Annotated in this window: 26 protein-coding genes; 10 read left to right on the plus strand and 16 right to left on the minus strand. The window is 71.9% G+C overall.

The window, feature by feature from the left end; all coding sequences use genetic code 11:
- Window positions 1-4: 4 nt before the first annotated feature.
- From cydD to ACZ7CF_RS13815, 3 genes are read right to left on the minus strand one after another with little or no spacing between them, the layout of a single operon-like run.
- Window positions 5-3,061: a thiol reductant ABC exporter subunit CydD gene (gene cydD, locus ACZ7CF_RS13805; RefSeq protein ID WP_470369710.1), complete on the minus strand. Its 3,057-nt coding sequence runs from the start codon at window positions 3,059-3,061 to the stop codon at window positions 5-7.
- Window positions 3,061-4,032, minus strand: a complete 972-nt coding sequence (cydB, locus tag ACZ7CF_RS13810; protein ID WP_360396986.1) for a cytochrome d ubiquinol oxidase subunit II — start codon at window positions 4,030-4,032, stop codon at window positions 3,061-3,063. Before cydB ends, cydD begins: the two co-directional genes overlap by 1 nt.
- 12 nt (window positions 4,033-4,044) lie before the next feature.
- On the minus strand, window positions 4,045-5,499 hold the full coding sequence (locus ACZ7CF_RS13815; protein WP_470369711.1) for a cytochrome ubiquinol oxidase subunit I: 1,455 nt from the start codon (window positions 5,497-5,499) through the stop codon (window positions 4,045-4,047).
- Between the two features lie 330 nt (window positions 5,500-5,829).
- On the opposite strand from ACZ7CF_RS13815, the gene ACZ7CF_RS13820 reads away from it, so the two are divergent.
- Window positions 5,830-6,408 carry a TMEM165/GDT1 family protein gene (locus tag ACZ7CF_RS13820; RefSeq protein WP_360397106.1) on the plus strand — a complete coding sequence of 193 codons (579 nt, stop codon included), beginning with the start codon at window positions 5,830-5,832 and terminating at the stop codon, window positions 6,406-6,408.
- Window position 6,409: 1 nt separating this feature from the next.
- Here the strand turns inward: ACZ7CF_RS13820 and ACZ7CF_RS13825 are convergent, their stop codons facing one another.
- Window positions 6,410-6,859 (minus strand): MarR family winged helix-turn-helix transcriptional regulator, encoded by a 450-nt coding sequence (locus ACZ7CF_RS13825; protein ID WP_470369712.1) that lies wholly within the window; start codon window positions 6,857-6,859, stop codon window positions 6,410-6,412.
- Between the two features lie 76 nt (window positions 6,860-6,935).
- Between ACZ7CF_RS13825 and ACZ7CF_RS13830 the strand changes: the two genes are divergently transcribed.
- Entirely contained in the window at window positions 6,936-7,286 is a 351-nt protein-coding gene (locus tag ACZ7CF_RS13830; RefSeq protein ID WP_360396989.1) for a cupin domain-containing protein, read from the plus strand.
- 11 nt (window positions 7,287-7,297) lie between these two features.
- Here ACZ7CF_RS13830 and ACZ7CF_RS13835 read toward each other — a convergent pair whose 3' ends face one another.
- The 7 genes from ACZ7CF_RS13835 to ACZ7CF_RS13865 are packed head-to-tail and all read right to left on the minus strand — an operon-like array spanning window position 7,298 to window position 15,040.
- Window positions 7,298-7,441: a hypothetical protein gene (locus ACZ7CF_RS13835; protein WP_360396990.1), complete on the minus strand. Its 144-nt coding sequence runs from the start codon at window positions 7,439-7,441 to the stop codon at window positions 7,298-7,300.
- A 29-nt stretch (window positions 7,442-7,470) separates the two neighbouring features.
- The gene (locus tag ACZ7CF_RS13840; protein ID WP_470369713.1) at window positions 7,471-9,603 is read right to left on the minus strand and encodes a DUF5682 family protein; all 2,133 of its coding nucleotides are present in this window, start codon (window positions 9,601-9,603) and stop codon (window positions 7,471-7,473) included.
- Complete coding sequence (locus ACZ7CF_RS13845; protein ID WP_470369714.1) at window positions 9,596-10,681, minus strand: ATP-binding protein; 1,086 nt, start codon at window positions 10,679-10,681, stop codon at window positions 9,596-9,598. The genes ACZ7CF_RS13840 and ACZ7CF_RS13845 overlap by 8 nt, the downstream gene beginning before the upstream one ends.
- Window positions 10,678-12,102, minus strand: a complete 1,425-nt coding sequence (locus tag ACZ7CF_RS13850; RefSeq protein WP_470369715.1) for a DUF5691 domain-containing protein — start codon at window positions 12,100-12,102, stop codon at window positions 10,678-10,680. The genes ACZ7CF_RS13845 and ACZ7CF_RS13850 overlap by 4 nt, the downstream gene beginning before the upstream one ends.
- Window positions 12,099-12,674, minus strand: a complete 576-nt coding sequence (locus ACZ7CF_RS13855; protein ID WP_470369716.1) for a hypothetical protein — start codon at window positions 12,672-12,674, stop codon at window positions 12,099-12,101. Before ACZ7CF_RS13855 ends, ACZ7CF_RS13850 begins: the two co-directional genes overlap by 4 nt.
- Window positions 12,671-13,834, minus strand: a complete 1,164-nt coding sequence (locus ACZ7CF_RS13860; RefSeq protein ID WP_470369717.1) for an SWIM zinc finger family protein — start codon at window positions 13,832-13,834, stop codon at window positions 12,671-12,673. The genes ACZ7CF_RS13855 and ACZ7CF_RS13860 overlap by 4 nt, the downstream gene beginning before the upstream one ends.
- A 33-nt stretch (window positions 13,835-13,867) precedes the next feature.
- Window positions 13,868-15,040 carry a homogentisate 1,2-dioxygenase gene (locus ACZ7CF_RS13865; RefSeq protein WP_360396996.1) on the minus strand — a complete coding sequence of 391 codons (1,173 nt, stop codon included), beginning with the start codon at window positions 15,038-15,040 and terminating at the stop codon, window positions 13,868-13,870.
- A gap of 70 nt (window positions 15,041-15,110) precedes the next feature.
- Between ACZ7CF_RS13865 and ACZ7CF_RS13870 the strand changes: the two genes are divergently transcribed.
- From ACZ7CF_RS13870 to ACZ7CF_RS13885, 4 genes are read left to right on the plus strand one after another with little or no spacing between them, the layout of a single operon-like run.
- On the plus strand, window positions 15,111-15,974 hold the full coding sequence (locus ACZ7CF_RS13870; RefSeq protein ID WP_470369718.1) for a hypothetical protein: 864 nt from the start codon (window positions 15,111-15,113) through the stop codon (window positions 15,972-15,974).
- Window positions 15,971-17,134 (plus strand): fumarylacetoacetate hydrolase family protein, encoded by a 1,164-nt coding sequence (locus ACZ7CF_RS13875; protein WP_458429783.1) that lies wholly within the window; start codon window positions 15,971-15,973, stop codon window positions 17,132-17,134. The genes ACZ7CF_RS13870 and ACZ7CF_RS13875 overlap by 4 nt, the downstream gene beginning before the upstream one ends.
- The gene (locus ACZ7CF_RS13880) at window positions 17,134-17,766 is read left to right on the plus strand and encodes an IclR family transcriptional regulator (protein ID WP_360396999.1); all 633 of its coding nucleotides are present in this window, start codon (window positions 17,134-17,136) and stop codon (window positions 17,764-17,766) included. Before ACZ7CF_RS13875 ends, ACZ7CF_RS13880 begins: the two co-directional genes overlap by 1 nt.
- The gene (locus tag ACZ7CF_RS13885) at window positions 17,763-18,905 is read left to right on the plus strand and encodes a VWA domain-containing protein (RefSeq protein WP_458429784.1); all 1,143 of its coding nucleotides are present in this window, start codon (window positions 17,763-17,765) and stop codon (window positions 18,903-18,905) included. The genes ACZ7CF_RS13880 and ACZ7CF_RS13885 overlap by 4 nt, the downstream gene beginning before the upstream one ends.
- A 4-nt stretch (window positions 18,906-18,909) precedes the next feature.
- On the opposite strand, the gene ACZ7CF_RS13890 is transcribed toward ACZ7CF_RS13885, so the two are convergent.
- On the minus strand, window positions 18,910-19,362 hold the full coding sequence (locus ACZ7CF_RS13890; protein ID WP_360397001.1) for a hypothetical protein: 453 nt from the start codon (window positions 19,360-19,362) through the stop codon (window positions 18,910-18,912).
- Window positions 19,359-19,823, minus strand: coding sequence for a hypothetical protein (locus ACZ7CF_RS13895; RefSeq protein ID WP_360397002.1), 465 nt, complete (start codon window positions 19,821-19,823; stop codon window positions 19,359-19,361). Before ACZ7CF_RS13895 ends, ACZ7CF_RS13890 begins: the two co-directional genes overlap by 4 nt.
- 78 nt (window positions 19,824-19,901) lie before the next feature.
- On the opposite strand from ACZ7CF_RS13895, the gene ACZ7CF_RS13900 reads away from it, so the two are divergent.
- The 4 genes from ACZ7CF_RS13900 (at window position 19,902) to ACZ7CF_RS13915 (ending at window position 23,458) form a co-directional block, all read left to right on the plus strand.
- Entirely contained in the window at window positions 19,902-20,666 is a 765-nt protein-coding gene (locus ACZ7CF_RS13900; RefSeq protein WP_470369719.1) for a DUF2470 domain-containing protein, read from the plus strand.
- 94 nt (window positions 20,667-20,760) lie between these two features.
- On the plus strand, window positions 20,761-21,459 hold the full coding sequence (locus ACZ7CF_RS13905; RefSeq protein WP_458434269.1) for a CPBP family intramembrane glutamic endopeptidase: 699 nt from the start codon (window positions 20,761-20,763) through the stop codon (window positions 21,457-21,459).
- Window positions 21,460-21,606: 147 nt separating this feature from the next.
- Window positions 21,607-22,794 (plus strand): arginine deiminase, encoded by a 1,188-nt coding sequence (locus ACZ7CF_RS13910; protein WP_470369986.1) that lies wholly within the window; start codon window positions 21,607-21,609, stop codon window positions 22,792-22,794.
- Window positions 22,795-22,897: 103 nt separating this feature from the next.
- Window positions 22,898-23,458 (plus strand): ferritin, encoded by a 561-nt coding sequence (locus ACZ7CF_RS13915; RefSeq protein ID WP_360397006.1) that lies wholly within the window; start codon window positions 22,898-22,900, stop codon window positions 23,456-23,458.
- A gap of 97 nt (window positions 23,459-23,555) precedes the next feature.
- Here ACZ7CF_RS13915 and ACZ7CF_RS13920 read toward each other — a convergent pair whose 3' ends face one another.
- The 3 genes from ACZ7CF_RS13920 to ACZ7CF_RS13930 all read right to left on the minus strand — a co-directional run bounded on the left by ACZ7CF_RS13920 (window position 23,556) and on the right by ACZ7CF_RS13930 (window position 25,312).
- On the minus strand, window positions 23,556-24,365 hold the full coding sequence (locus ACZ7CF_RS13920) for a hypothetical protein (RefSeq protein WP_470369720.1): 810 nt from the start codon (window positions 24,363-24,365) through the stop codon (window positions 23,556-23,558).
- A gap of 1 nt (window position 24,366) precedes the next feature.
- Window positions 24,367-24,888: a SigE family RNA polymerase sigma factor gene (locus ACZ7CF_RS13925; protein WP_470369987.1), complete on the minus strand. Its 522-nt coding sequence runs from the start codon at window positions 24,886-24,888 to the stop codon at window positions 24,367-24,369.
- 85 nt (window positions 24,889-24,973) lie between these two features.
- Window positions 24,974-25,312 (minus strand): DUF952 domain-containing protein, encoded by a 339-nt coding sequence (locus ACZ7CF_RS13930; protein WP_360397009.1) that lies wholly within the window; start codon window positions 25,310-25,312, stop codon window positions 24,974-24,976.
- Between the last annotated feature and the right edge of the window lie 47 nt (window positions 25,313-25,359).

Consider the following 25,359-nt stretch of genomic DNA (forward strand, 5'->3'; position numbering starts at 1 on the left):
GTCCTCAACGGTAGGCGGGGGTGCCGAGGTCCAGCACGAGGTCCGCCCGCGCAGCCTCGTCGGGGCGGTGGGTGATGTGCAGGACCGACCTGCCGTCGCGGCGCAGCTCCTCCAGCACCTTGCGGGCGGTCGGTTCGTCGAGGTGGGCGGTGGGCTCGTCGAGCAGGACCACGTCGGCGTCGTGCAGCAACGCCCTGGCGAGCGCCAGCCGCTGCGCCTCGCCGCCGCTGACCTGGTCGGGCCGGATGACGGTGTCGAGCCGGTCGGTCCACTCGGGCAGGCACGCCCTCCGCAGCGCGTTCCTGAGCTGCTCGTCGTCGTGCGGGCCCGACATCCGCAGGTTCTCCCGGACGGTGGTGCTGACCAGCATCGGCTCCTGCGGGCACCAGGTCGCGCGGGGCAGCTCCACGATGCCGCGCTCCGGTGGCAGGAAGCCCAGGAGCAGCGCGAACAGCGTCGACTTGCCGGCACCCGACGGTCCGACGATCGCGACATGCGTGCCGGGCTCGACGTTGAGGTGCAGGTCGCGCAGCGTCGGCTCGGTCGCGCCGGGCCAGCGGACGTCGACGTTCTCCAGCCGGATCCGTTTACCGCGCCTGGGCTCCGGCCGCTCCGGCGCGTCGAACTGGAGCCGGGCGCTGGCCTCCCGCAGGGCCCTGCGCTGCTGGGCGGCGAGCGGCAGGGCGGCCAGCGGCTCGGCGAGCGCGAGCGGGACCAGGCCGAGGACCGGGTTGCCGGTCGTGGCGCAGAGCAGGGCGGCCGCACCGGTCGCGAGCAGCACGATCGCCGTGGCGGCGCCGGTGCCAAACGCTTGCCTGCGGGTCTGCCGCGCGAGCTCGGCGTCCTCGGCGTGCAGCTGCGCGAGCAGCCGGTGGTGGGCGTCGTGGGCGATGAGGTCCGGTGCGGCGGTGAGGGCGTTGATCGTGTCGGTCGCGACCTTGCGGCGGCCGCGGGCGAGCTTGGTGCTGGCCCGACGTTCGGTCCACACGGCGACGGCCGGTGCGGCGATCCCGGCCGCGAGCAGCAGGCCGCCGAGCGTGAGGGCGGCCGCCGGGTCGATGAACGCGAACAGGACCGTGGTTGCGATGCCGGCACCGATGGCGACGACCGGTGGCACGAGCACCCGCGGCACGAGGTCGCGAACGGTGTCCGTGTCGTCCACGAGCCGTTGCAGGCCGTCACGGCGTTGCGTGCGCACGAGCCGAAGCCACAGCTCGGCGCGGAGGTTGGTGGCGAGCTGGAACGCCTCGTGGTGGGTGACCAGGCGTTCGAGGTAGCGGAGCAGGCCCTTGCTCAACGCGAACGTCCGTACGCCCACGGTCAGCACCGTCAGCGTCAGGATCGGCGGCATCTCGGCGGCGCGGGCGATCAGGTGGGCGGCCAGGGCGGTCAGCGCGATGCCGGCGGCGGCCGCGGCGACGCCCAGCAGGGCGCCCTTCCACGGGATCGGCAGGCGCTTCGGGCGTTCCCGCTGCGTCTCCTCCGTGACGACCTTGGCGAACGTCTCCTCCTCCGTCGCCTCCTTGTCGCGGTGCGAGGCGAGGACGACGGCCGCGGTCCCACTGGCCTTCTTGATCGCTTTGTCGACTTTGCGACTTGTCACCGGGTCGAGGTGAGCGGTCGGTTCGTCGAGCAGCAGCACCGTGGCGCCGTGGCGGACCCTCAGCAGGGCGCGCGCGACTGCGACGCGTTGGCGTTCACCGGTCGAGAGGTCGGTGATGCGGCGGTCGAGCAGGTGCATGGCCACCACCTCATCGGCGACCTCCTCGACGTCCTCCGCGCTCGGCACCGTCAGCTCCAGCTCGGCGCGGGGCGTGGCGGCGGCGAACGCGGGCCGCTGCGGCACGTACGCGATCTCGCCCTCGACCCGCACCACCCCGTCCGTCGGTTCCACGAACCCGAGCAACACCTGGAACGTCGTCGACTTCCCCGCCCCACTCGCCCCCGCCAGCCTGTGAATCTCCCCGGCCTTCACCTCAAAACTCACCCCGTCCGGCGCGAACCCCCCACGCCGCAACACCCGCAAATTGTCGACATGTACCCGCCCGCCAAGTGCACGCGGGGAGCTTTCGTACTCTCCTAGCGCACGCGGGGGCCCCGCGTGCCCCCAAGGGGAACGCGGGGGCCCCGCGTGACCGTCGTTGTCGACGATGGCGGCTACGCGGCGGACGGACTCAAGGCCGTCCTCGCTGGCGTGGTGGGCGGCGCCGGCGGCGCGGAGGGGGAGGTAGCACTCCGGGGCGAGGATCAGCACGACCAGCGCGGTCATCAGGGTCATGTCGCCGTGGACGAGGCGGACGCCGACGCCGACGGCGATCAGCGCGACCGACAGCGAGGCGGCGATCTCCAGGACGAGGGCGCTGAGGAACGCGATCCGCAGCGTGCCCATCGTGGCCCTGCGGTGCTGGTCACCGATCTGGCGGACCGCGGCGGCCTGCTGCTTCGCGCGCCCGAACACGGTGAGCACCGGCAGCGCGCGCAGCAGTTCGAGCAGCTGGGCGGAGAGCAGCTCGGTGACGTCGGCCGCCTTCTGGACCCGCTTCTCGGTGTACCAGCCGATCAGGGCGGCGAAGACCGGGATCAGCGGGACCGTGATGGCGATCAGGACGGCCGACGGCCAGTCGGTGAAGAGGATCCAGGCACCGGCCAGCGGCGGCACGACCGCGGCGGTGACCAGCGCGGGCAGGTAGCGGGTGAAGTACGCGTCGAGCGCGTCGAGGCCCTTCGTCGCGAGCACCGACAGCTCGGCGGTGCCGCGGTCGGCGATCCAGCCGGGACCGCGGTCGAACGCACTGGCCAGCAGCCGGGTGCGCAGCTCCTCCTTGGCACCGGCGGCCGCACGGGCGGCGGCGCTCTCGGTCGCCCACGACAGCGCCGCGCGGGCGATGATCGCGCCGGCCAGCAGCGGGAGGCCCTCGCGGGTCGTGATCACCGACGCGAGCGCGACGGCCTGGGCGACGAGCGCGAGGGAGTTGAAGAACGCCAGCGCGCCCACCCCGACGAGGGCGCGCCGGGCGTTCTTCGAGAGCTGGGGCAGCGCTCCCAGCGGGCCGCGCTTCATCAGTGCGCCGCCGGGATGTGCCGCACGCCGATGCGCTTGCGGAACACCCAGTAGGTCCAGCCCTGGTAGACGAGCACGGCGGGCGTGCCGAACGCCGCCACCCACGTCATGACCTTCAACGTGTACGGGCTCGACGCGGTGTTGGCGATGGTCAGCGACCACGCGTCGTTCAGCGTCGACGGCAGCACGGCCGGGTACAGCGAGCCGAACAGGATCACGACGCTGGCCGCGATGGCGAGCCCCATCAGCGCGAACGACTGGCCGTCGCGGTTGTGCAGCAGCCGCCACATCGCCGCGGCCAGCACCAGCACGACCAGACCCGCCCACACCCCCGCCACGACCGCGAGCAGCGCGACCAGCGGCAGCAGGGCGACCGGCGAGAGCGTCAGGGCGACGCGGCGGGCCCGTTCGCGGATCTCGCCCTCGGTCTTGAGCGCGGTGAACACGGCGCCGTGGACCAGCGCGTAACCGGCGAACGCGAGCGCGCCGAGCACGGTGTCGAACCGGATCGCCGCGAACGCCGAGCCGACCCGGTCGCCGTTCTCGTCGATCGGCAGGCCCAGCACCGTCGTCGAGATCAGCAGGCCGACGCACAGGGTCGCGATCCACGAGCCGGCGACGATCGTGACGTCCCACGCCTTGCGCCAGCGCGGGTTGTCGACCTTGCCGCGGTAGTCGAACGCGACACCGCGCCCGATCAGCGCGACGAGGAACAGCGTGAGGGGCAGGTATGCGGCGCTGAGCAGCGCCGCATACCAGCCCGGGAAGGCCGCGAACGTGGCACCGATCGCGGTGATGAGCCACACCTCGTTGCCGTCCCAGACCGGCCCGATGGTGTTGATCATGACTCGGCGTTCGGCGTTGGTGCGCCCGAGGACGGGCAGCAGCATGCCGACGCCGAAGTCGAAGCCTTCGAGGAACAGGTAGCCGAGCCACAGCACGGCGATGAGCACGAACCAGAGCGTTTCCACGTCGTCCCTCCCCTAGTACGCGAACGCCAGGGCGCCGTCGTCGGACTTCTGGGGCAGCACGCCGGGGACACCGCCTCTGACGTACTTGCGGATCAGGTAGACCTCCACGACCGCCAGCACGCTGTAGACCGCGGTGAGCGCGATGAGCGAGGTCAGGATCTCGCCGGGCCGGCTGTTGCTGACCGCCTGCGCGGTGAACATCCAGACACCGTCCACCCCGGACGGGTTCGGCACCACCACGAACGGCTGCCTGCCCATCTCGGTGAAGATCCAGCCGAAGCTGTTGGCCAGGAACGGGGTCACGATGCCGGCGAGGCCGAGAGCCGGGAACCACCAGCCGGTGGGCGTCCGGTTCTTGCGGGTCAGCCAGAGCATGAAGACGCCCAGACCGGCCGAGATCGCGCCGAAGCCGATCATCAGGCGGAAGCCCCAGTACGTCACGGGAAGCGCGGGCACGTAGTCGATCGGCTTGCCGCTGAGCTCACCGAGCCGGTCGTCGACGGGGTAGAACTCCCCGTAGCGCTCCTGGTACATCGGGACGAGCTCCTCGATGCCCTTGACCTCGGTGTTGAAGTCGTTGTGCGCCAAGAAGCTCAGCAGCGCGGGCACGGTGATGCTCTTGACGTTCTCGCAGTCGGGCCTGGTGACGTCGCCGATCGCGAAGACGCTGAACGCCGCCGGCTCCTCGGTGTGGCACAGGGCCTCGGCCGCTGCCATCTTCATCGGCTGCTGCTCGAACATCAGCTTGCCCTGGAGGTCACCGGTGATCGCGAGCACGGTGAACGCCGCCACGCCGACCCAGGTGCCGAGCTTGAGCGAGCCGCGCCAGACCTTCTCCTCCTCCGACCTGCGGTGCAGGTGCCAGGCGGCGATGCCGACGAGGAACGCGCCGGCCACGGCGAACGCGCCCGCGATGGTGTGCGGGAACGCGGCGAGGGTGGTGTTGTTGGTCAGCACCGCCCAGATCGAGGTGAGCCGCGGCCTGCCCTCGTGCATCTCGACGCCGACCGGGTGCTGCATCCACGAGTTGGCCGCGAGGATGAAGTACGCGCTGGCCATGGTCGCGAGGCTGAACGCCCACACGCAGGCCAGGTGGACCTTCCTGGGCAGCTTGTCCCAGCCGAAGATCCACAGGCCGAGGAAGGTCGACTCGACGAAGAAGGCGACGAGCGCCTCCATCGCGAGCGGCGCGCCGAACACGTCTCCCACGAACCGCGAGTAGGCGCTCCAGGCCATGCCGAACTGGAACTCCTGCACGATGCCCGTGACGACGCCCATGGCGAAGTTGATCAGGAGGAGCTTCCCCCAGAACTTCGTCATCTTGTAGTAGCGCTCGTCGCCCGTGCGCACCCACGCGGTCTGCATCCCCGCGACCAGCAGGGACAGGCCGATCGTCAACGGCACCATCAGAAAGTGGTAGACGGTGGTGATGCCGAACTGCCACCGCGCGAGTTCGAGTACTTCCACGTCATCGAGCGTATGGACCGGACACGGCTCTCATCAGGTACGACGGTCCCGTCCCGGCTCGGGACCTTGGTCCCGTGCGCGAGGTCACGCTCGTGCGTTACCTGCGTCGGTTAGGATGGATGCGCCAGAGGGGAGTAGTTCCCACCGGAGCGTTCAGCCGGTGGCGTGGTGATCGACATACTGATCCGCCTTCGAGCGGATCCGGTGCCACACCCGTCTTGTACGGGCGAACGAGACCTCCGGCCGGGCTTTGCAGCATGCCCGGTCGGGGTCTGTTGCGCCTCCGTCCGGGTTCGTACTCGGACGTGGAGGACCCTCTTGACCACCTCACTGCTCGCGTTCCTCACCGCCTTCGCGGTGGTGTTCCTCGTCGAGCTCCCGGACAAGACCATGGTCGCGACCCTGGTGCTGACCACGCGCTACCGCGCCTGGCCGGTGTTCGTGGGCGTCATCGCGGCCTTCGCCGTGCAGACCGTCGTCGGTGCGGCGTTCGGGACGGCGATCACCCTGCTCCCCGACCGGCTGGTCGCGGGCATCGTCGCCACGTTGTTCCTCGTGGGTGCGTTCCTGCTGCTCAAGGAGGGGTTCTCGAAGGAGGAGGACTCCGCCGACGAGGCCGGGACGCGCACCGACGTGCCGTTCTGGCGCGCCGCGCTGACGTCGTTCGGCGTGCTGTTCGCGGCCGAGTGGGGTGACGCGTCGCAGCTCGCGACCGCCGGCATCACCGCACGCTACGGCGCCCCGCTCGCCGTGGGCCTCGGGGCGTGGCTCGCGCTGGTCGCTGTGGCGGGGCTCGCGGTGCTGGTCGGGCGCAAGCTCGCCGGCCGGCTGCCCACGCACTGGATCCAGCGGGTGGCCGGCGTGGTCTTCGCGGTGTTCGGCGTGATCGCCCTGACGCAGGTCTTCTGAGTCACCACACCGGTCGCAACCCGGGCTGGTCCTCACCGTGCACGTGCTGCAGGTACGCGGTGAGGCCCGCCTTGACGGTCGCGACGGTGTCCGCGCCGACCGCCTCCGCCATCTCGTTCTCCAGGTCGGTCCACAGGACGTCGGCGAACTTCAGGTAGTCGCGGCCCTTCGTGGTCAGCGTGACGTACTGGGCGCGTTTGTCCGTCGGGTGCGGTTCGCGCAGCACGTAACCCCACTCGTCGAGCTCGGCGACGATCTTCGCGGCCGCCTGTTTCGTGACGCCGAGGTGCGCGCCGATGTCGACGGTCGTGGCGCGGCGCTGGGCGAGGAAGCGGAAGACGTAGCCGTGGGCGGGACGCAGCGGCTCCAGGCCGATCTGGCGCAGGCGGTCGTGGAACTGGTCCCCCATGGCCCGGTACGTCATCGCCAGCAGCACGGGCACGGGTTCCATTGCGCACTCCTAGTAGACAACCTGGTTGACCATATTCTAAGGTCAGACAACTTGGTTGACCACTTTGGAGGTTGTCTTGCTGGTTACGGGGGACTCCGCTGCTCGGCACGAGTTCGGCGGGTTCGTGTTCAGGTCGCTCGCGACGCCGTCGACGGGCAGCGCGGAGATCGCGCTGTGGACGGTCGACGTGCCGGAAGGGGGCGACGGGACGCCGCACCGGGCGTCCAAGGAGGAGGTGTTCTACGTGCTGTCCGGGTCCGTGACGATCCAGGGGCAGACCGCCGGACCCGGCGACGCGGTCGTCGTGCCGCCGGACACCGAGCTCGCGCTGACCGGCGGACCGGCGCGCGTGCTCGTGGCGACCTCGGTGGGCATCACCGGGACGCTGGCCGACGGGCGGACGATCACGCCGCCGTGGTCGGTCTGACCCCGCGCCGCTCAGTTCGCGGGTGAGCCCTCCTCGGTCTTCGGCTCGGCGGGAGCCGGGTCGGGCGTCGTCTCGCGCAGGTCATGGGCGATCTTCTTGGCCTCGTCGATGAGCTGCTGGGACTCGTCGAGGCGGGCTTCGTCAGGTGCGGTCACGGTGCTGGGGTGCGCGGTTTCGAAGATCGTCAAACTCGGGCCAGCAGGCCGCGGACGTGGGCGGCGAGACGTTCGGCGATGCCGAGGTCCCACTCGCCGTCGGCCACCGGCTGCGGCGCGGCACCGGCGACGACCCGTTCCCCGAGCAGCCGCCGCTCGGCCGGGGTGAAGTCGGTGATGGCGCGGCGCAGCAGCGGCAGCGCGTCGTCGAACGCGTCACCGCGCAGACCAGTCAGCCACTCGTCGATCAGCCCGAACAGCCGCGGGTCGGCCGCCAGCAGCGTCGCCGACCCGCGCAGGAAGCCGGCGACGAACGCCGTCGCGACCGAGCGGTGCAGCTTCGCCGCGACGTCGTCGCTGGTCAGCTCCCCCGCCTCCCACAACAGGCGGGTGGCGCGGCCGGTGGGCAGGCCGTGCGCCTCCGCCTTGACCAGGGCGTGCAGGGCCCGCCACCAGGTGGCCTGGTGCTCCTCGTCGGCGGCGAGCCGGGTGGCCTCGTGGGCGCCGTCGACGGTGGCGAGCGCGTGCTCCGCCGTCTCGTCGTCGACGTTGCGGCAGGCCAGCGGCAACCCGACGGCGCCGCGGGTCAGCAGGCCGTGCAGGGCGACGCGCAGCAGCTCGGGGTCGGTGCCGCGGACGGAGCCGTAGCGGACGGTCCGCGCCAGGTCGGGAAGGGCGGCGAGCAGTTCGAGGGCGTCGGTGGCGAGCGCGGCGCACCGGTCGAGCGCGTCCCGGGCGGCGGCGACGGCACCCGGCAGCTCGCACCCGACGGCCTTGCCGAGCGTTCCCGCGGCTTCGGCGACCCGGCTCGCCTGCTCGGCGGCCTGGGTCAGCACGTTCTCCGCTGCCGTGTGGACGGTCGTGCCGTGCCGTGCGGCGACCGCGACGGACACCGCGAACACCGGGTCCCAGCGCAGCTGCCACACCTCGGCGAACGTGCCGAGCGAGTTCGACCGGTCCGGCTTCCCCCACGGCACGCCGAGGATCTCCAGCCGCTGCAGGAGCTTCGACCGTTCGCGGTCGGTGTCCTTGCGCAGGTCGAGCTTGAGCTGCTTGGGCTGCACGTCGGCGGGCAGGCGAAGTTTCCGTTGCAGGCGCTGGAGATCCGTCGCCAGCGGCGACCGCGGGACGGCTTCCCCGACCTCGCCGAGGCGTTCGCCGACGACGAGCTTGCGGTGGACGAGCTTGAGCGGGACCTCGTCGCCGCCGCACAGCACGGCCAGCGCGGCCTCGGTGACCTCGCTCAACCCGGCGGACGGCCGTTCCCGCAGCGCCGCAAGGGTTTCCGCGAGCCGGACCGCCTCCACCGCGCTCGCCGTGGACGCCGGCAGGTCCTCTTCCCTGAGCACCGCGGCCGCCTTGGCGAACCACCGCGGCACCACGTCCTCCTGGTGCTGCCACAGGTGCGCGTACCAGCCGGGCGAGTCGACCCCCGCGCCGTAGCCGGACTCCGCGGCCAGCTGACCGTGGCTCCACGGCACCCACGTGCCGCTGATCTTCCTGCGCCGCAAGCCCTTCAACAACGCCGTGTCGTGCGCGACCGTCGGTTTCTGCAACAACGCCGGCACGTGCCACGCACCGCAGACGACGACGATCGGCCCGTCGGTTTGCTTGCGCGCCTTGCGGATCGTCTGCCGCATGAACGCTTCCCTGCGCAACGTGCGTTCGCCGACCTCGCCTTCGAACTCGCCGCGCACCGCCACCATCGCCTCGCTGATGGCCGCGGCGAGGTCGAGCGGGTCCGTGGCGCTGTGCTCGACGACGTCCTCCCACCACCGCTCGGGGTCGTCGAACCCGGCGGCCTCCGCCAGCAGCCCGATGGGGTCGACGGTGCCGCTGGGCCCGTCGTCCCCGATCGACGCGGCCGCCGGCAGGTCGAAGAACCGCACCCCGACCCCGTTCGCGTCGGCGTACCGCAACGCCTGCCACTCCGGCGAGAACTCCGCGAACGGCCAGAACGCGGCGTTCTCCGGCTCCGCCTCGTCGTGCAGCAGGACCGCGACCGGCGGCGTGAGCGCGTGGACGTGCTCCAGCAGCGCGTCCGCCTCCGGCGGCCCCTCGACCAGGATCAGCGCGGGCCGCGTCTGCTCCAGCGCCCGCCGGACCATGCGGGCAGAGCCGGGCCCGTGGTGCCGGATGCCGAGGAGGACCGGCTCACTCACCGCCGGCGTCCAGGCAGGCCCGGTAGAGGTCACGCCACTCGGCCCGCTCCTTGAGCACGGTCTCCACGTACTCCTGCCACACGGTCGCGTCCGACACGCGGTCCTTGATGACGGCGCCGATCAGGCCGTTGGCGAGCTCGTCCGCCCCGAGCGTGCCGTCGCCGAAGTGCCCGGCCAGCGCCATGCCGTTGGCGACGACCGAGATGGCCTCCGCCGTGGACAGGCTGCCGCTGGGCTTCTTCAGCTGGGTCCGGCCGTCCACGGTGGACCCGTTGCGCAGCTCGCGGAAGATCCGCACCACCCTGCGCACCTCGTCGAGCGCCGGCGGCTCGGCGGGCAGCTGCAACGCCCTGCCGAGCTGCTGGGCCCTGGTGATGACGATCTCGACCTCGGCGTCCTCGGTCGCGGGCGGCGGGAGGACGACGGTGTTGAACCGGCGCGCGAGGGCGGACGACATCTGGTTGACGCCGCGGTCGCGGTCGTTGGCCGTGGCGATGACCGTGAAGCCCGGCACCGCCTGCACCTGCGTGTTGAGCTCCGGCACCGGCAGCGACTTCTCCGACAGCACCGTGATGAACGAGTCCTGGACCTCCGACGGCATGCGGGTCAGCTCCTCGACCCGGACCACCGCCCCCTGCTGCATGCCCCTGAGGACCGGGCTGGGCACCAGGGCGTTGTGGCTGGGGCCTTCTGCGATGAGCCGCGCGTAGTTCCAGCCGTAGCGGACCTGGTCCTCACTCGTGCCCGCGGTCCCCTGCACCACGAGGGTGCTGTCACCGCTGACGGCGGCGGCGAGGTGCTCGCTCAGCCACGACTTGGCCGTGCCCGGCACCCCCACCAGGAGCAGCGCGCGGTCGGTGACCAGGGTGCCGACCGCGACCTCGACCAGCCTCCGCGCGCCGACGTACTTCGGGCTGATGACCGTGCCGTCGGGAAGCGTGCCGCCGAGGACGTAGGTGACCACCGCCCGAGGCGACAACCGCCAGTTCGGCGGCTTCTCGCGGTCGTCGTGGGCCGCGACGGCAGCCAGCTCGGCGGCGTACTGCTGTTCGGCCGTCGGCCTGAGCACGGCGGTCACGGTGCCTCCTGGATCGGTGGTGCGAACGATTCGCGCAAGCGGATCCGGAGCCCGAGGACCTCCAGCTCCAGCGAGCTCTCCGGCCAGCGACGGGTCAGAGCCTCCCAGCTGGCGCCGAGCAGGTCCGCGTCACCCCTGGCCAGCAGCACGTTGGGCGGCCTGCCGGACCGCCAGCGCGGGTCGGGCAGCGCGGCGTAGCGGTGCAGCAGCGCCCTGGTGGTCTCCGGCGACCAGGGCGCCGGCAGCTGGGAGCAGGCGTGGTCGAGCAGGTCGTAGTGCCAGTTCTTCGACACGGCCACGACCGCCTGCTCGGCCACCTCGGCCGGCAACGCCGCCAGCATCTCGAGCTGCTCCATGCCGGTCAGCGTCTCGGCGGCGGCAACGGCCCACGGCCGCGGGTCCTGCGCGGCGGCGAGCTGGTCGGCCACTCCCCTGAGCAACGCGGCGGCCCACGGCCCCCTCCGCAGGATGCCGGCCGCCCTGGCGTCGTCGGCCTTGAGCGTCGAGGTCCAGTACGACGGCGGCACGCTCGCGGCCGCGGCCCGGATGCGCCCGCCCACGCCCTTCTCGGACCCGTCGCGCATGAGGTCGCGCAGCTCCGGTGGACCGGCCGGCCCGGTCCACAGCCCGTCGGGCCGGACGTCGAGCCCGTCCGCGGTGAGGCGCAGGCCGTGGCGCAGCCGGTGGGCGGCACGGGCGGCGAGGCGCGTCCGCCCCAGCTTCCGCAGGAGCCGGAGGGCCTCGTCGTGCACGGCGGCGGTCTTGTCGTCGAGCGCCGCTTCGAGCAGCCGCTCGTCCTGCTCGTTCAGACCGGTCTCCAGCGCGCTGACCAGCACCTGCCGGTCGGCCGCGCGGGGAGAGGCCGCGAACTCCGCCGCGATGAACGCGCCGACCCCGGCCGGATCCGCCTTGCGCTTGCGGCGCAGCGCACGGACCCGTTGGGCGCTGGGCAGGTCGAGGACCTCGTCGAGCGGCACCTCGTCGACGAGCGGCGCCGCCCCGCTGGCCCAGGCCCAGCCGGGACGGGTGTTCGCGAGCCAGCGGCCGCGCGTGCCGAGCACCTCGACCACGGCGGCCCGCAGGCCGGGGCGCGCGGTGCCGAGGGCGAGCAGCGCCGGGAGCATCCGGTGCTCCGCCACGACGCCGCCGGCCTTGGCCAGCGCGCACCACTCGGTCAGCAGCACCTCGTCGTCGAGGCTCATGATCGCTTCGAGGACGGCCTTGGCAGCCGGCCTGGGGAAGGCGGCGGTCTCCCGCGGGGCGGGCGGGAGCGGGTCGGCGGACGTCTCGGGCGGCAGGGTGGCACCGAACGCGGCCACGCCGAGGGCGGCGCAGTCGGAGAGCAGCTCGGCGGGGTCGCCGCCGCCCCTGGCCGTGCCGAGGAGGAGGTTCTGGACCGCGGCGGACCAGTCGGCCTTCACGCGGCCACCTCCGGGGTGGGGTGGGGGCGCGGCGCGGGGCTTGGGTGGTGGTGGCGCGCGGCGGGGCCGGGGTGGGGGCGTGGCGCGGGGCCGGAGTGGCGGACGCCGGACGCGGGGCTCGGGTGGTGGCGGCGCGCGGCGGGGCCGGGGTGGGCGCGCGGCGCGGAACCGAGGTGGTGGGCACCAGGCGCGAGGCTCGGGTGGTGGCGGCGCAGCGCGGAACCGAGGTGGTCGACGCGCGGGTGGCGATGTGGCGCGGAGCCGAGGTGGCGGGCGCGGAGCGTCGGAGGGGCGGCGAGGCCGTCGACGAGGTGCGGCGAGGCAGCCATGACGATCTGGCCGGGGTGGTGCGGGACGGGCGCGGCGACGGGCATGCCGAGGCGGGCGTACGGCAGCACGGCGACGAGCCCGCCGGAACGGGCGGGTGCCAGCGCAGCGGCGGCCACCGGCGGCCGTAGGGCGCGCCTCGGGGGCCAGGTCGGCGGCAAGGCGGCGAGCGCGCCGGAACAGGCGCGCGACAGCGCAGTCGCGGCCACCAGCGGCCGTCGAACGCGGGGCGGCGGCGTGGTCATGCCACCACCTCCAGGCGGCCGTCCACCGCGATCGCGCCCAGCCGCAGCACGTGGCCGTCCCACAGGCCCCACGCGTCGAACGGCTCGCCGCCGGTCAACGCCAGCGCCATGTCCAGGCCGGTGTCGTCGCGGACCGGCAGCGCGTGGCCGGAGGGGTCGGCGAGGGAGCTGCCGCAGAGGCGCACCGAGGCGCAGCCCAGCGGGAACAGGCGCTGCCACGGGTCGGCCAGCAGCATCGGTTCCAGGGAGGCCAGGGACGTCCGCCACGACGGCGGCGCCGGCACCGGGTCCGGCGCGCGGGAACCGGCCAGCTCCCCCAGCGCCACGCGGTCCGAGCCGGGGTACGGGTGCACCTCGGCGGAGGACTCCAGGCCGTGCGGCAGCAGCGGAACCGGCGCACCCACCGCGGAATGGCGGATTGCGACCACCCAGCGGCCCGTCTGACGGCCCCAGCACCACTGCCGGACGGTCCGGACCCTGCCGTCGTCGGTGTCGAGGCGCAGCAGCGCCACCCAGCGGTCGGACCAACCGGGTCCGGACCGCACGGTCTCCTCCGGCACCGTCACGCCGAGGCGCGACCGCGGCTGCACGGCGCACAGCAGGTGCAGGCCGCCCAGGCGGTCGGCGACGTCCGAGGTCCACGACGGGCCCGAGCGGGCCACGATCTCGTGGATCTCGCCCACCGCCGCGGCCACGCCGGGGACCTGCGCGTCGATCATGCGCGCGGTGAACGCCTGCCACCACGACGCGGGGCGGCCCGGCAGCGACGCGATCCCCGCGGAGGCGACGTCCAGCAGCCAGTCGCGCAGGCCGTCGATCCCGGACGACATCGCGGCGGCCCGGTTCGCCGCCGTCTTCTCCCGCGCGCGGACCCGTCGTGCGACGGCCTCCGGTGAGGCGTCCAGCTCACGGGTGGCGCGGCGGGCGGTCCACTCCTCGACCCACTCGGGTGGCAGCGCGTCGGGCAGGTCCAGCTCCTGCAACCCCACCGCGTGCTTGCACGGGAACTTCCGCGACGGGCACGTGCACTTCGCCGACCCCGCCGCGAGGTCGACGCACACGCGGTACGGCACGGAGCCGGAGCCGGTGTACAGCCCCCACAGCACCGGCAGGGCCTTGCCCAGGCCCTGCCAGCGCGTCGGAACGGCACGTGTCCTCACCCGACCAAACTAGCGAGCACCCCCGACAGAAAATCAGGCCGGACCCCGACGTGCCCACGTCCACGCGTAGGCCGGGTCCTCGCACGACTCCGCGGCCTCGCCGAGCTCCAGCGGGCGGAACGTGTCGACCATGACCGCGGTCTCGTCGAAGTAGTCGACGCCCAGGGAGGCCTCGACCGCTCCCGGCTGCGGCCCGTGCGTGCAGCCGGACGGGTGCAGCGACATCGAGCCGATGCCGATCCCCGAGCCCTTGCGGGCCTCGTAGTTGCCGCCCACGTAGAACATCAGCTCGTCCGAGTCGACGTTCGCGTGGTTGTAGGGCACCGGAACGGCCAGCGGGTGGTAGTCGACCTTGCGCGGGCAGAAGGAGCACACGACGAAGTTCGGTCCCTCGAACGTCTGGTGCACGGGCGGCGGCTGGTGCACGCGGCCGGTGATCGGTTCGAAGTCGCGGATGTTGAACGCCCACGGGTACAGGTGCCCGTCCCAGCCGACGACGTCGAACGGGTGGTTGGCGTAGGTGAACCTGGTCAGCCCGGCCCGGTGCCGCACGAGCACGTCCACGTCGGTGCCCTCGACCAGCAGCGGCTCGACGGGCCCGCGGATGTCGCGCTCGCAGTAGGGCGAGTGCTCCAGGAACTGCCCGGCCTTCGACAGGTAGCGCTTGGGCGGCCCGATGTGCCCGGTCGCCTCCAGCACCAGCAACGACATCGGCTCCGACGGCACGACCCGGTAGGTGCACGAGGTCGGGATGACGACGTAGTCGCCGTCGCCCACCTCCAGCGCGCCGTAGATCGTCTCGACGACGCCGGACCCGGACTGCACGTACAGCAGCTCGTCACCGGAGGCGTTGCGGTACAACGGCGACGGCGCGGAGGCGCGGACGAAGCCGATGGTCACGTCGGGGTTGTGGAACAGCCGGCGCCGCCCGGTCACCGCGTCGACCTCGTCGGAGGCCCAGGTCAGGTCCTGCGTCTTGAAGTGCCGCGGCTTCAACGGCAGGTTCGGCGCCACGGTCCCGCGCTCGTCCTTCACGGTCTCCGCGTTGACGATCGCCGTGGGCAGGTACCGGTGGTAGAGCAGCGCCGAGTCGGCGGAGAAACCCTCGACCCCCATCAGCTCTTCCGCGTAGAGCCCACCGTCCGGTTTGCGGAACTGGGTGTGGCGCTTTCGGGGGATCTCCCCGACCTGGCGGTAGTAGGCCATGACGTCTCTCCGGGCGTTCGACTATCGGACATCTTTGTTCACTTACCGATACCCGGCTAGCGTGTCAGCCGTGTCAAGCGCTGTCGAACTCCGTGCGCCCGGTCCGCGCGGTACTCCGCCCCTGCTCGCGAGGCTTGTGGACGATGCCGCGCTGTTCCCTCCGGGGAACGCGTCGATGCCCGACGCGGTGCGCGGTCACCTCGACGGACGAGTCGGCGAGTGGTCTGGCGTCATGGGTCTCTTCCTGTGCCCGGCCTCCCGGCTCGCCGAGCTGATCACCGAGCTGATCAAGGTCAAGCCCCCCAAACCGATCGCACTGAGCCTCGTGATCGACACCGGCCTCGGCGGCGTGCCGAAGGCCGTGTCGATCGTCGAGTCGCGCAGTGAGCTGCTCGCCCTGCGCATGGTCGAGATGCCCGCACCGTCCGATGTGGACGAGGTGTGGCTCGAACGCGTGTCGGAGTTCGTCCCCGAGGACGTCATCCGCGTCGTGGAACCCCGGCGCGGCGGGCCAGAGTGGCTCGACGGCGTGCGCAGGGTCATCGAGCACGGCAGCTGGCCCAAGCTCCGCTGCGGCGGGCTGAGCCAGGAGAACTTCCCGAGCGTCGAGGAGGTCGGTGACTTCCTGTCCGTCGTCAGCGGTGGCGGGGTCGCGTTCAAGGCGACCGCCGGCCTGCACCGGGCCGTCCGCTACACCGACGAGCAGGGCTTCACCCACCACGGCTTCCTGAACCTCCTCGTCGCCACGGCCCGATCGCTGAGCGGCCGGGACGTGCGCGAGGCGCTGGCGAGCACCGACGCCGCGGCGCTCACCGCCGAGGCCAAGGCGCTGAGCGACCAGGCCGCCCACGCGGTCCGCGGCGTCTTCGCGAGCTACGGCTCGTGCTCGCTCTCCGAGCCGGTCGCCGACCTCGAGGAGCTGGGACTGCTGTGAGCTGGATCAGCGACCCGAACTTCACCGAGGACCAGCCGTTCGGCCCGCAGACCCTGCCCTACGGCGTGGTGGCCGACGGTGTCGCCGTGCGCGTGGGCGATCAGGCGTTGCTGCTGAAGACGCTCGGGCTCGGCAAGTGCAGCGAGTACGTCCAGGGCGACTCGCTCGACGACCTGCTCAAGGCCGGCCGTCCGGTCTGGAGCGCGCTGCGGGCGAAGCTGCGCGAGATCGTCAGGGGGACGTCCGCTCCCAAGGGTGCGGAGCTCGTGCCCATCGACACCGCGAAGCTGCCGTTCACGGTCGGCGACTACGTGGACTTCTACAGCTCCATGCACCACGCGGAGAACGTCGGCCGGATGTTCCGCCCCGACGGCGACCCGCTCACGCCGAACTGGACGCACCTGCCGATCGGCTACCACGGCCGCGCGGGCACGGTGTACGTCTCCGGCACGGACATCAAGCGCCCGAACGGCCAGAAGCGCGGCAGCGACGGCCCGAAGTTCGGCCCGTCCGAACGGCTCGACATCGAGGCCGAGGTCGGGTTCGTCTGCGGTGGCCCGCAGGCGGCGAACGTGTCGACCAGCCGCGCGGCCGAGCACGTCTTCGGCGTCGCGCTGGTCAACGACTGGTCGGCGCGCGACGTCCAGGCATGGGAGTACCAGCCGCTCGGCCCGTTCCTGGCCAAGTCGTTCGCCACGTCGATCGGTGCCTGGATCACGCCGCTGGAGGCGTTCTCGGTGGCACGGGTGCCGACCCCGCCGCTGCCGAACAAGCTGCACGACTACCTGACCTGCGACCAGCCGTGGGGTCTGGACATCACCATCACGGTCGAGCTGAACGACACGATCGTCGCGCGGCCGCCGTTCCGCGAGATGTCTTGGTCGTTTGTGCAACAACTCGCCCACATGACGGTGAACGGGGCTACCGTGCGCCCAGGTGATCTGTTCGCCTCCGGCACGGTCTCCGGGCCGGAGAAGGACGAACGCGGCTCGTTCCTGGAACTGAGCTGGGGCGGCAAGGAACCGTTCAAGCTCGACGACGGCTCCACGCGGACGTTCCTGGAGGACGGCGACACGGTCAGGCTGACCGCGACGGCGCCCGGCGAGGGAGGTTCGGTGGTCGGTCTCGCCGAGGTGGTGGGCACAGTTCGGAGTGCGTGATGGTCGGAGCGACGAAGGAGAGCTCGCTGACCCTGGAACGGGGTCTGGCGCTCCTCCAGGCTGTCGCGGAGGCGGAGTCGGAGGCTCCTTCGATCTCCGAGCTCGCCACGGCCATCGGCGCCTCCAGGGCGGCCGTCTACCGGCTCCTGGTGCCCCTGCAGGCGCGCGGGCTCGTGCGCCGCGAGGGGTCCAAGGTCCGGCTGGGCCTGGGCGTGCTGCGGCTCGCGGCGAACGTGCTGCCGCAGCTGCGGATGGCGGCGAACCCGGCGCTGCGCGAGCTCGCGGAGAAGGTCGGCGCCACCGCGCACCTGACCGTCGCCGACGGCGGTGAGGCGCAGGCCGTCGCCGTCGTCGAACCGTCGTGGACCGCTTTCCACGTGGCGTACCGGGTGGGTTCCCGCCACCCGGTGCACCGCGGGGCGGCCGGCAAGGCCATCTCGCAGCCGGGCGAGCTGTGGGTCGTCTCTGCGGGTGAGCTGCAACCGAACGCGTACGGCGTCGCGGCGCCCGTGCGGGGCGTACCGGGCCTGCGGGCGTCCGTGGGTGTGGTGGCGCTGGAGAAGCTCGACGCGGACGTCGTGGGCCCTCATGTCGTGCGTGCGGCCGAAGAAGTGGCGGCCGCTCTCAAATGACCGAGGAGCGCCTGCGGCGGTGGCGTCTGCTGCTGGGACCGAGCGCCGAGGACGTGGCCCAGCTCGACGGTGACGACGAACGCCGCGACGGCGCGCTGACCGGTCTCTACGGCGGCGGCGGTGACCGCGGTGCGGGTCTGGGCGCCAGCTCGCCGCAGCTGCACCGGTGGCTCGGCGACGTCCGCAGGTACTTCCCCACCTCGGTCGTCCAGGTCATGCAGCGGGACGCGGTCGAGAAGCTCGGCCTGCGCCAGCTGCTGCTCGAACCGGAGCTGCTGGAGTCCGTCGAACCGGACGTGCACCTGGTGAGCACGCTGCTGCAGCTCTCCCGCGCGATCCCGGCCCGCACCCGCGACACCGCGAAGGCCGTGGTCCGCAAGGTGGTCGAGGACATCGAGCGCCGGATCGCCGACCGGCTCGTCGAGGCCGTGCGGGGTGCCGTGGACCGGTCGAAGCGCACGCACCGGCCGCAGCTGCCGGACGTCGACTGGGCGACCACGATCAAGGCGAACCTGAAGAACTACCAGCCGCAGCACCGGACGGTGGTCGTCGAGGACCTGATCGGCCACCGCAGGCGCAGCCGGGCCGCGGCGATGCGGGACGTGGTCCTGCTGGTCGACCAGTCGGGTTCGATGGCGGACTCGCTGGTGCACGCCGCCGTCCTCGGTTCGGCGCTCGCCTCGATCCGCTCGGTCTCCACCCGGCTCGTCGTGTTCGACACCGAGGTCGCGGACCTCACCGACCTGCTGCACGACCCGGTGGACCTGCTGTTCTCCGCGCAGCTGGGCGGCGGCACGGACATCAACCGCGCGGTCGCGTACGCGCAGACGCAGGTCCGCAGGCCGACGGACACGGTAGTGGTGATCATCAGCGACCTGTACGAGGGCGGGTCGGAGACCGAGCTGCAGCGCCGGGTGCGCGAGCTGGTCGCGAGCGGTGTCACGGTGGTGAACCTGCTGGCGTTGAGCGACAGCGGCACCCCGGCCTACGACCACGACCTGGCGGCGAAGCTGTCCGCGCTGGGAGCGCCCGCCTTCGCCTGCACGCCGGACAAGTTCCCGGAGCTGCTGGCGGCGGCGCTGCGCAAGGACGACCTCACGCAGTGGGCGGAGTCCGAGGGCATCGCGACGGGCCGTTAGCCCGCTAGCGGTCCACGACCCGGCCGCGCACCAGGAACGCGAGACCGCGGGTCATCGCCACGACCCGGCCGCGCTCGTCCGGTCCGGCGACCCAGATCCGGCCGGTGTGCCGGACCAGGACGCGGGCGCGTTCGGGGATCTCGGGCAGCCGCAGGTCGTTCTCCGAGCCGTCGACGCGCAGGTAGGCCTGTCGCCCGATGCGCTTGCCGGGCACGAACCGCACCCCGACCTGCCGCCACGGGAAGCGCTCGATGAGCTGGCGCGTGCCGCGGCGCTGGAAGAAGTGCCGCAGGCCGGGTGCGGCGAGCTCCAGCACGACCGGCACGGACAGCACGGTGAGCCAGATCCAGTCGACCCACAGCACGCCGCAGAAGACCGCGACCCCGAACAGGATGTGCCCGACCGCGCGGCGGTCGGCTCGCGCGAGGCAGGTGTCGCTCCACGTCCCGAGCATCATGTGTGCACGCGCGCAGGGATGAGCTGGGGAACTCCCCGGAAGGTGACGACGGTGTTGCCGGCCGCGTCCGGCGGGACGAACCAGACGCGCTTGTGCCGCGCGATCCGCCCGCGCAGGAACGGACCGACGTGCACGGTCAGCAAGAGAGGCGGTGACCCCATCACGACCAGACGCCCTCCTTCCCACTCCGCACGAGCGAAATGCCACGGTTCGCCTTCCGGTAAACGCACCGGTCGACGGCGTGTCACCCGCCAGAGCACGACTGCCGCGAAGAAGAGCAGCAGCAGCGCCACGGGCGACGACCACGACCACGTGAGCACCAGGACGAACTGGAGGACGAAGGCCGCACCGGCCAGGACGGTCCACACCAGGGCACGGCGGCTCGCCCGGTCGACGCAGTGCCGGGTCCACTGGTCATCGAGCGCCGTCACCTCGGTGGACGGCTTGTTGGGCACGACCACCTGTCCACCGTACAGGTGACGCTTCCCAGGACGAGCACGGCTAAGTTAGGCTTGCCTAACCTTCGAGGAGGTGCAGCGGTGACCGACACCCAGACAAGGCGCCCGCCGGCCCCGCATGCCGCCGAGCGCGCGCGCACGATCGCCGCTCGCGGTGGCAGCGCCGCGCTGCTCCCCCAGGCGGGAACGCGGACCAGTCCGCTGTTCCACCACGTCCACCCGTGCGGCACCGCGATCCTGCTGCTGGCCGACGAGCACCCGCTGGTCGGTCAGCTGTGGCAGGCCCCGCGCGCCGAGGTGACGGCGATGCTGGAGATCGCCGACCAGGCGCCGGTGGCGTTGCGCGAGCCCGTCCGCGGCCTGCTGTGGCTCACCGGCTGGGTCACCGCGCTCGACGGCCAGGAGGCGCGCGACGAGGTCCTCGCGGTCGCCGACGTGCGGGCCGACCACCGGCTGCTCGACGCGGGTCACGGCGCCACGGTGCTGCGGCTGACGCCCGCCTCGCTGGTGATCGCGGACGCCGAGGGCACGTCGTCGGTGCGGCCGGAGCAGTTCGCGAGCGCGACACCGGACCCGTTCTGCGGCAACGAGGACCACTGGCTGCGCCACCTGGAGGCCGCCCACCGCGACGTCGTCGGCCAGCTGGCCCGCCACCTGCCGGAGGAGCTGCGGAACGGGCACGTGCGGCCGCTCGGGCTCGACCGGTTCGGGCTGCGGCTGCGGGTCGAGGCGGAGTGCGACGACCACGACGTGCGGATCGCGTTCTCCAGGCCGGTCAGCACGCCGACCGAGCTCGCCGCCGAGCTGCGCCGCCTGATGGGTTGCCCGTTCCTCTCCCAGCGCTGATCACCGAGGTAGCGTCAGCCGGGTGACCGAACCTGCGCTCATCCCCGACGCCGAGAAGCGCGGCTACCGGATCGAGCTGCTGATCGTCTTCAGCATGACGCTGGGCCTGTCCGGCCTGCGCAGCCTCGTGCGACTGGTCGACAGCCTGCTCCAGCCGACCCCGCTCAACCAGCAGTCGGTCGCGATCAACGTCCCGCAGGCGCGTGCCGACCTGCTCGACCTCGTCGCCCAGCTGCTGAGCGTGCTGCAGCTCGCCGCGTGGGGCGGGATCGGGCTCTACCTGCTGTGGCGCACCGGGATCAAGCTGCGGGTCGTCGGCCTGGACGGCACCCGCAAGCTCGCCGACTCGCTCGGCGCGCTGGGTCTCGCCGCGGTCATCGGCATCCCGGGGCTCGCGTTCTACTTCGCCGCGTGGGGGCTCGGGCTGAACCTCGCGGTGCAACCGTCCACCCTGGACGACCAGTGGTGGATGAGCGTGGCGCTGGTCCTCGCCGCCGCCGGCAACGCCTGGGCGGAGGAGGTGCTCGTCGTCGGGTACCTGATCACCCGGCTCGAACAGCTGGGGTGGCGGCGGTACACAGCGCTGTTCGCGGCGGCCGTGCTGCGCGGCTCGTACCACCTCTACCAGGGCTTCGGCGGGTTCGTCGGCAACCTGGTGATGGGGCTGGTGTTCGGCTTCTACTGGCAGCGGACCAGGCGGTTGTGGCCGCTGGTGATCGCTCACACCATCCTCGACGTGGTGGCGTTCGTGGGCTACACAATGTTGCGCGGCAAAGTCAGCTGGTTGCCTTAATGATTCGACGGTAGTTGGCGGGATTGCACCGCATTCGTTGCCATTTCAGGCTCTGGAGCGGCGATTTGTGCTGTTCAGGGTTACGCTCGTCCGGTGACTGCGCACACGATCGCTGAGACCGAAGCACTCCCGGACGCCGCGCCGCGCGTGGACAGCGAGGTCGGCCCCCTGCGCACGGTGTTGCTGCACCGGCCGGGCAACGAGCTCAAGAGGCTCACCCCGCGCAACAACGACCAGCTGCTGTTCGACGGCGTGCCGTGGGTCGGCAGGGCCCAGGAGGAGCACGACGCGTTCGCCGCGACGCTGACCTCGCGTGGCGTCGAGGTCCTGCTGCTGTCGGACGTCCTGGTGCAGGCCCTGGAGGACAGCCGCGCGCGCATCGCGGGCATCCACAGCGCCGTCAACGAGCGCCGCCTCGGCATCGACCTGGCCGACGCGCTGCGCAGCCACCTCACCTCGTTGCCGGCCCCGCAGCTGGCGCAGGTGCTGACGACCGGCATGACGTTCGAGGAGCTGCCTGCCGCCGAGGGCGCGTCGCTGGTGCGCAAGATGCACCTGCCGATCGACTTCGCCGTCGACCCGCTGCCGAACCTGCTCTTCACCCGCGACTCGTCGGTGTGGGTCGGCGACCGCGTGGCCATCACGTCGCTCGCACTGCCCGCCCGCGACCGCGAGACGACGCTGACGGACCTGATCTACGCCTACCACCCGCGGTTCCGCCGCACCGGCCGCGCGTACGGCGCGCACTCGGCCCCACTGGAGGGCGGCGACGTCCTGCTGCTCGCGCCCGGCGTGATCGCGATCGGCGTCGGCGAGCGCACCACCCCCGCCGGCGCCGAGTCGTTCGCCCGCTCCGCGCTCGCGGACGGTCTCGCGCACACGGTGCTGGCGGTGCCGATCAAGCAGGAACGCGCCACCATGCACCTCGACACCGTGTGCACGATGGTGGACCGCGACGCCGTGGTGATGTACCCGGCGATCAGCGACTCCCTCACCGCCTACCCGCTGAAGTCCGACGGCAACGGCGGCGTGCGCGTGGACGGCCCGGTGCCGTTCCTGGAGGCGGCGGCCGAGGCGATGGGCATCGAGCGCCTGCGCGTGATCGACACCGGCCTGGACGTCGTCACCGCCGAGCGCGAGCAGTGGGACGACGGCAACAACACGCTGGCGGTCGGCCCCGGTCTGGTCGTGGCGTACGAGCGCAACGTGGAGACCAACGCGCGACTGGAGGACGCCGGCGTCGAGGTGCTCCGCATCGCCGGTTCCGAGCTGGGTTCCGGCCGCGGCGGCCCCCGCTGCATGTCGTGCCCGATCGACCGCGCTCCGCTGGTCTGATTTTTCCTTAGGAACGCCTAACCTTTGTTTGGATTACCTTTCCAAACAAAGGTTAGCTTTTCCTGGAATGCAGGAGCCGTTGTTTTCGGCTACCGTACTCCGCATGGCCTCGAACGTGAAGAAGATCCTGTCCAAGAAGTCGAAGTTCCACGAGCTGCTGCAGGCCCAGGTCGGTCACGAGTTCTCCGCCTCGCAGCAGTACACCGCGCTCGCGGTGTGGTTCGACAACGAGGACCTGCCGCGCCTCGCGGCGCACTTCTACAAGCAGGCCCTCGAAGAGCGCAACCACGCCATGATGATCGTGCGCTTCCTGATGGACAACGACATCCGGGTCGTCATTCCCGGCACCGAGACGCCGATCAACGAGTTCAAGGCGCCGCGCGACCTCGTCGACCTCGCCCTGCGCCAGGAGCAGCAGGTCACCGACCAGATCGTGGCGCTGGCCCAGGCCGCTCGCGAGGAGAGCGACTACATCGGCGAGCAGTTCCTGCAGTGGTTCCTGAAGGAGCAGGTCGAGGAGGTCTCCTCGATGAAGACGCTGCTCACCATCATGGACCGCGCGGACGGCAACATGTTCTACGTGGAGAACTTCCTCACCCGCGAGAACGTGGGCGACGAAGGCGCCGACCCGAGTGCTCCCACGGCCGCCGGTGGCGCGCTGTAGTTTTCCTCCGCACGTCTGAGTGCCTGATCTGAGGCCCGTCTCACCGAATTCGGTGAGACGGGCCTTTTCAGTTCTCCGCCGCTTCGGCCACGTCGGGTCAAGCTCCGGAACAGTCGCTGTCGGCGAGGCGCATGCGCACGGTCTTCACCGTGGTGCCGTCGTTCTCGAAGACGTAGAACCACTTCGGCGACGTGTTCATCTGCACGACGAGCTCCGGACCGTTCTGGGTGGCGGCCGGATAGGCGTTCCTGAGATCGGTGACCGTCGCCCCGGCGCCGATGTTCCTCGACGTCTTGGCGTACTCGGGCAACGTGATCCGGACGATTCCCCTGGCCGCGGAGATGATGACGGCCTTCGGGTCGTTCACCGACGTCATGGCGTAGTTCTTGCACGCCTCGTCTGCCTGGGGCTTCGGCGGGACCAGCATCTCGGTCTTCAGCGCGTCGGCCTCGGTCATCGTCAGCCGCAGCTTGTTGTAGACCGGTGCCGCCGCCTCCGGGGCGCGGGACGGCGTCGTGGTGCCCGTCGTCGACCTCGTGGTGCTGCCGCTGCCGGTGTTGCCGTTGCCGTTGCCGGGGTGGGTGCCGCTCGGGGGAGGCACGTCCGCCGGCACGGTGATCGTCTCGGTGATCACGGTGGTCGACGGCGGCGGGGTCGTCGTGGACGAGGCGGAGGTCGAGAGCGCCGACCCGGCCACGTCCGTGTCCACCGGGCCGTGCCTGAGCTGCACCAGGCCCACGCCGGCGCCGATCAGCACCACCACCGCGAACGCCCCGGCGGCGGTGCTGCGGCGGTGCCGGCGGCGCTGGGCACCGCGGACGACCGTCTCCTCCGCACGGGACGAGACGTGCAGATCGAGGCGTTCGTCGTCCTTGAAGAGCCGGCGCAGCTCGTCCTCGACGTTCACGTCAGTCCCTCCCCAGGCGTGTCCGCAGACTCGCCATCGCCTTGCTGGCCTGGCTCTTCACGGTGCCGCAGGAGATCCCCAGCGCGTGCGCGATCTCGGCCTCGCTGAGGTTCTCGTAGTAGCGCAGCACGACCACGGCGCGCTGCCTCGGCGGCAGGTCGCGCAGCGCCTGCCACAGCGGCTCGTGCTCGAGCCGGCTCAGGTCCGACGTCACCGGCGTGTCCGGGAAGTCCGCCACGAGGTTCTCGCGGCGACGCCGGCGCCAGGTGCTGATGTGCGTGTTCGCCATGGCCCTGCGCACGTACGCGAGCGGGTCGTCCCCCTTGCGCAACACGGCGGGCCAGCGCGAGCCCACCTTCTCCAGGACCGACTGGACCAGGTCTGCCGCGTCGTGCGGGTTGCCCGTCAGGGCGTGCCCGTACCGCAGCAGCCCCGGCATCGACATGCGCACGAACTCAGCGAAATCCCCCACGGTTTCCGCTCTTCCTCCGCCGCCGGCCGCGGCCCACTCAAGTTGCAGCACCGCGGTCACGGCACGTCCTCTCCCCCGAGCAACCTGGCATCGAGGAGATCACGCACGTCCGCGGCAACCGGTTGCCACCGCCGCGTCACGGAACGGCAACGGCCTCCGGCAGCACGAAAGACCCGTCCGGTGAGCACGGGAAGTCGTGGACCTGCACGACCGCCTCGACCGGGATCGGGCCGTACACGTGCGGGAACCACAGCGGCGAGTCGGGCACGGCCTCCCACCGCACCGGCACGCCGAGCCGTTCCGGGTCGACGACGAGCAGCAGCAGCCCGTCGCGCCCGTGGAAGAACTTGCCCGCCGTCACGTGCACGACGCCCCGGTCGGAGCAGTGCACGAACTCCTCGCCCGCGGCGGGCGTGATCGAACCCGCCGACCGGGCCGCGGCCCAGTCGGCGGTCGAGATGATGTGCAGCAGCACTTATCCACAGCTCCTTGTGGACAACCCTGTGTACAACTCGGTCCGAG

The organism is Lentzea sp. NPDC036955, assembly GCF_055608005.1.

What these genes read in the sequence shown, in the direction of transcription:
- cydD (WP_470369710.1), bottom strand. Translation starts at nt 3,061, where the DNA reads ATGAAGCGCGGCCCGCTGGGAGCGCTGCCCCAGCTCTCGAAGAACGCC.
- ACZ7CF_RS13825 (WP_470369712.1), bottom strand. Translation starts at nt 6,859, where the DNA reads ATGGAACCCGTGCCCGTGCTGCTGGCGATGACGTACCGGGCCATGGGG.
- ACZ7CF_RS13855 (WP_470369716.1), bottom strand. Translation starts at nt 12,674, where the DNA reads ATGACCACGCCGCCGCCCCGCGTTCGACGGCCGCTGGTGGCCGCGACT.
- ACZ7CF_RS13865 (WP_360396996.1), bottom strand. Translation starts at nt 15,040, where the DNA reads ATGGCCTACTACCGCCAGGTCGGGGAGATCCCCCGAAAGCGCCACACC.
- ACZ7CF_RS13880 (WP_360396999.1), top strand. Translation starts at nt 17,134, where the DNA reads ATGGTCGGAGCGACGAAGGAGAGCTCGCTGACCCTGGAACGGGGTCTG.
- ACZ7CF_RS13885 (WP_458429784.1), top strand. Translation starts at nt 17,763, where the DNA reads ATGACCGAGGAGCGCCTGCGGCGGTGGCGTCTGCTGCTGGGACCGAGC.
- ACZ7CF_RS13890 (WP_360397001.1), bottom strand. Translation starts at nt 19,362, where the DNA reads ATGATGCTCGGGACGTGGAGCGACACCTGCCTCGCGCGAGCCGACCGC.
- ACZ7CF_RS13905 (WP_458434269.1), top strand. Translation starts at nt 20,761, where the DNA reads ATGACGCTGGGCCTGTCCGGCCTGCGCAGCCTCGTGCGACTGGTCGAC.
- ACZ7CF_RS13915 (WP_360397006.1), top strand. Translation starts at nt 22,898, where the DNA reads ATGGCCTCGAACGTGAAGAAGATCCTGTCCAAGAAGTCGAAGTTCCAC.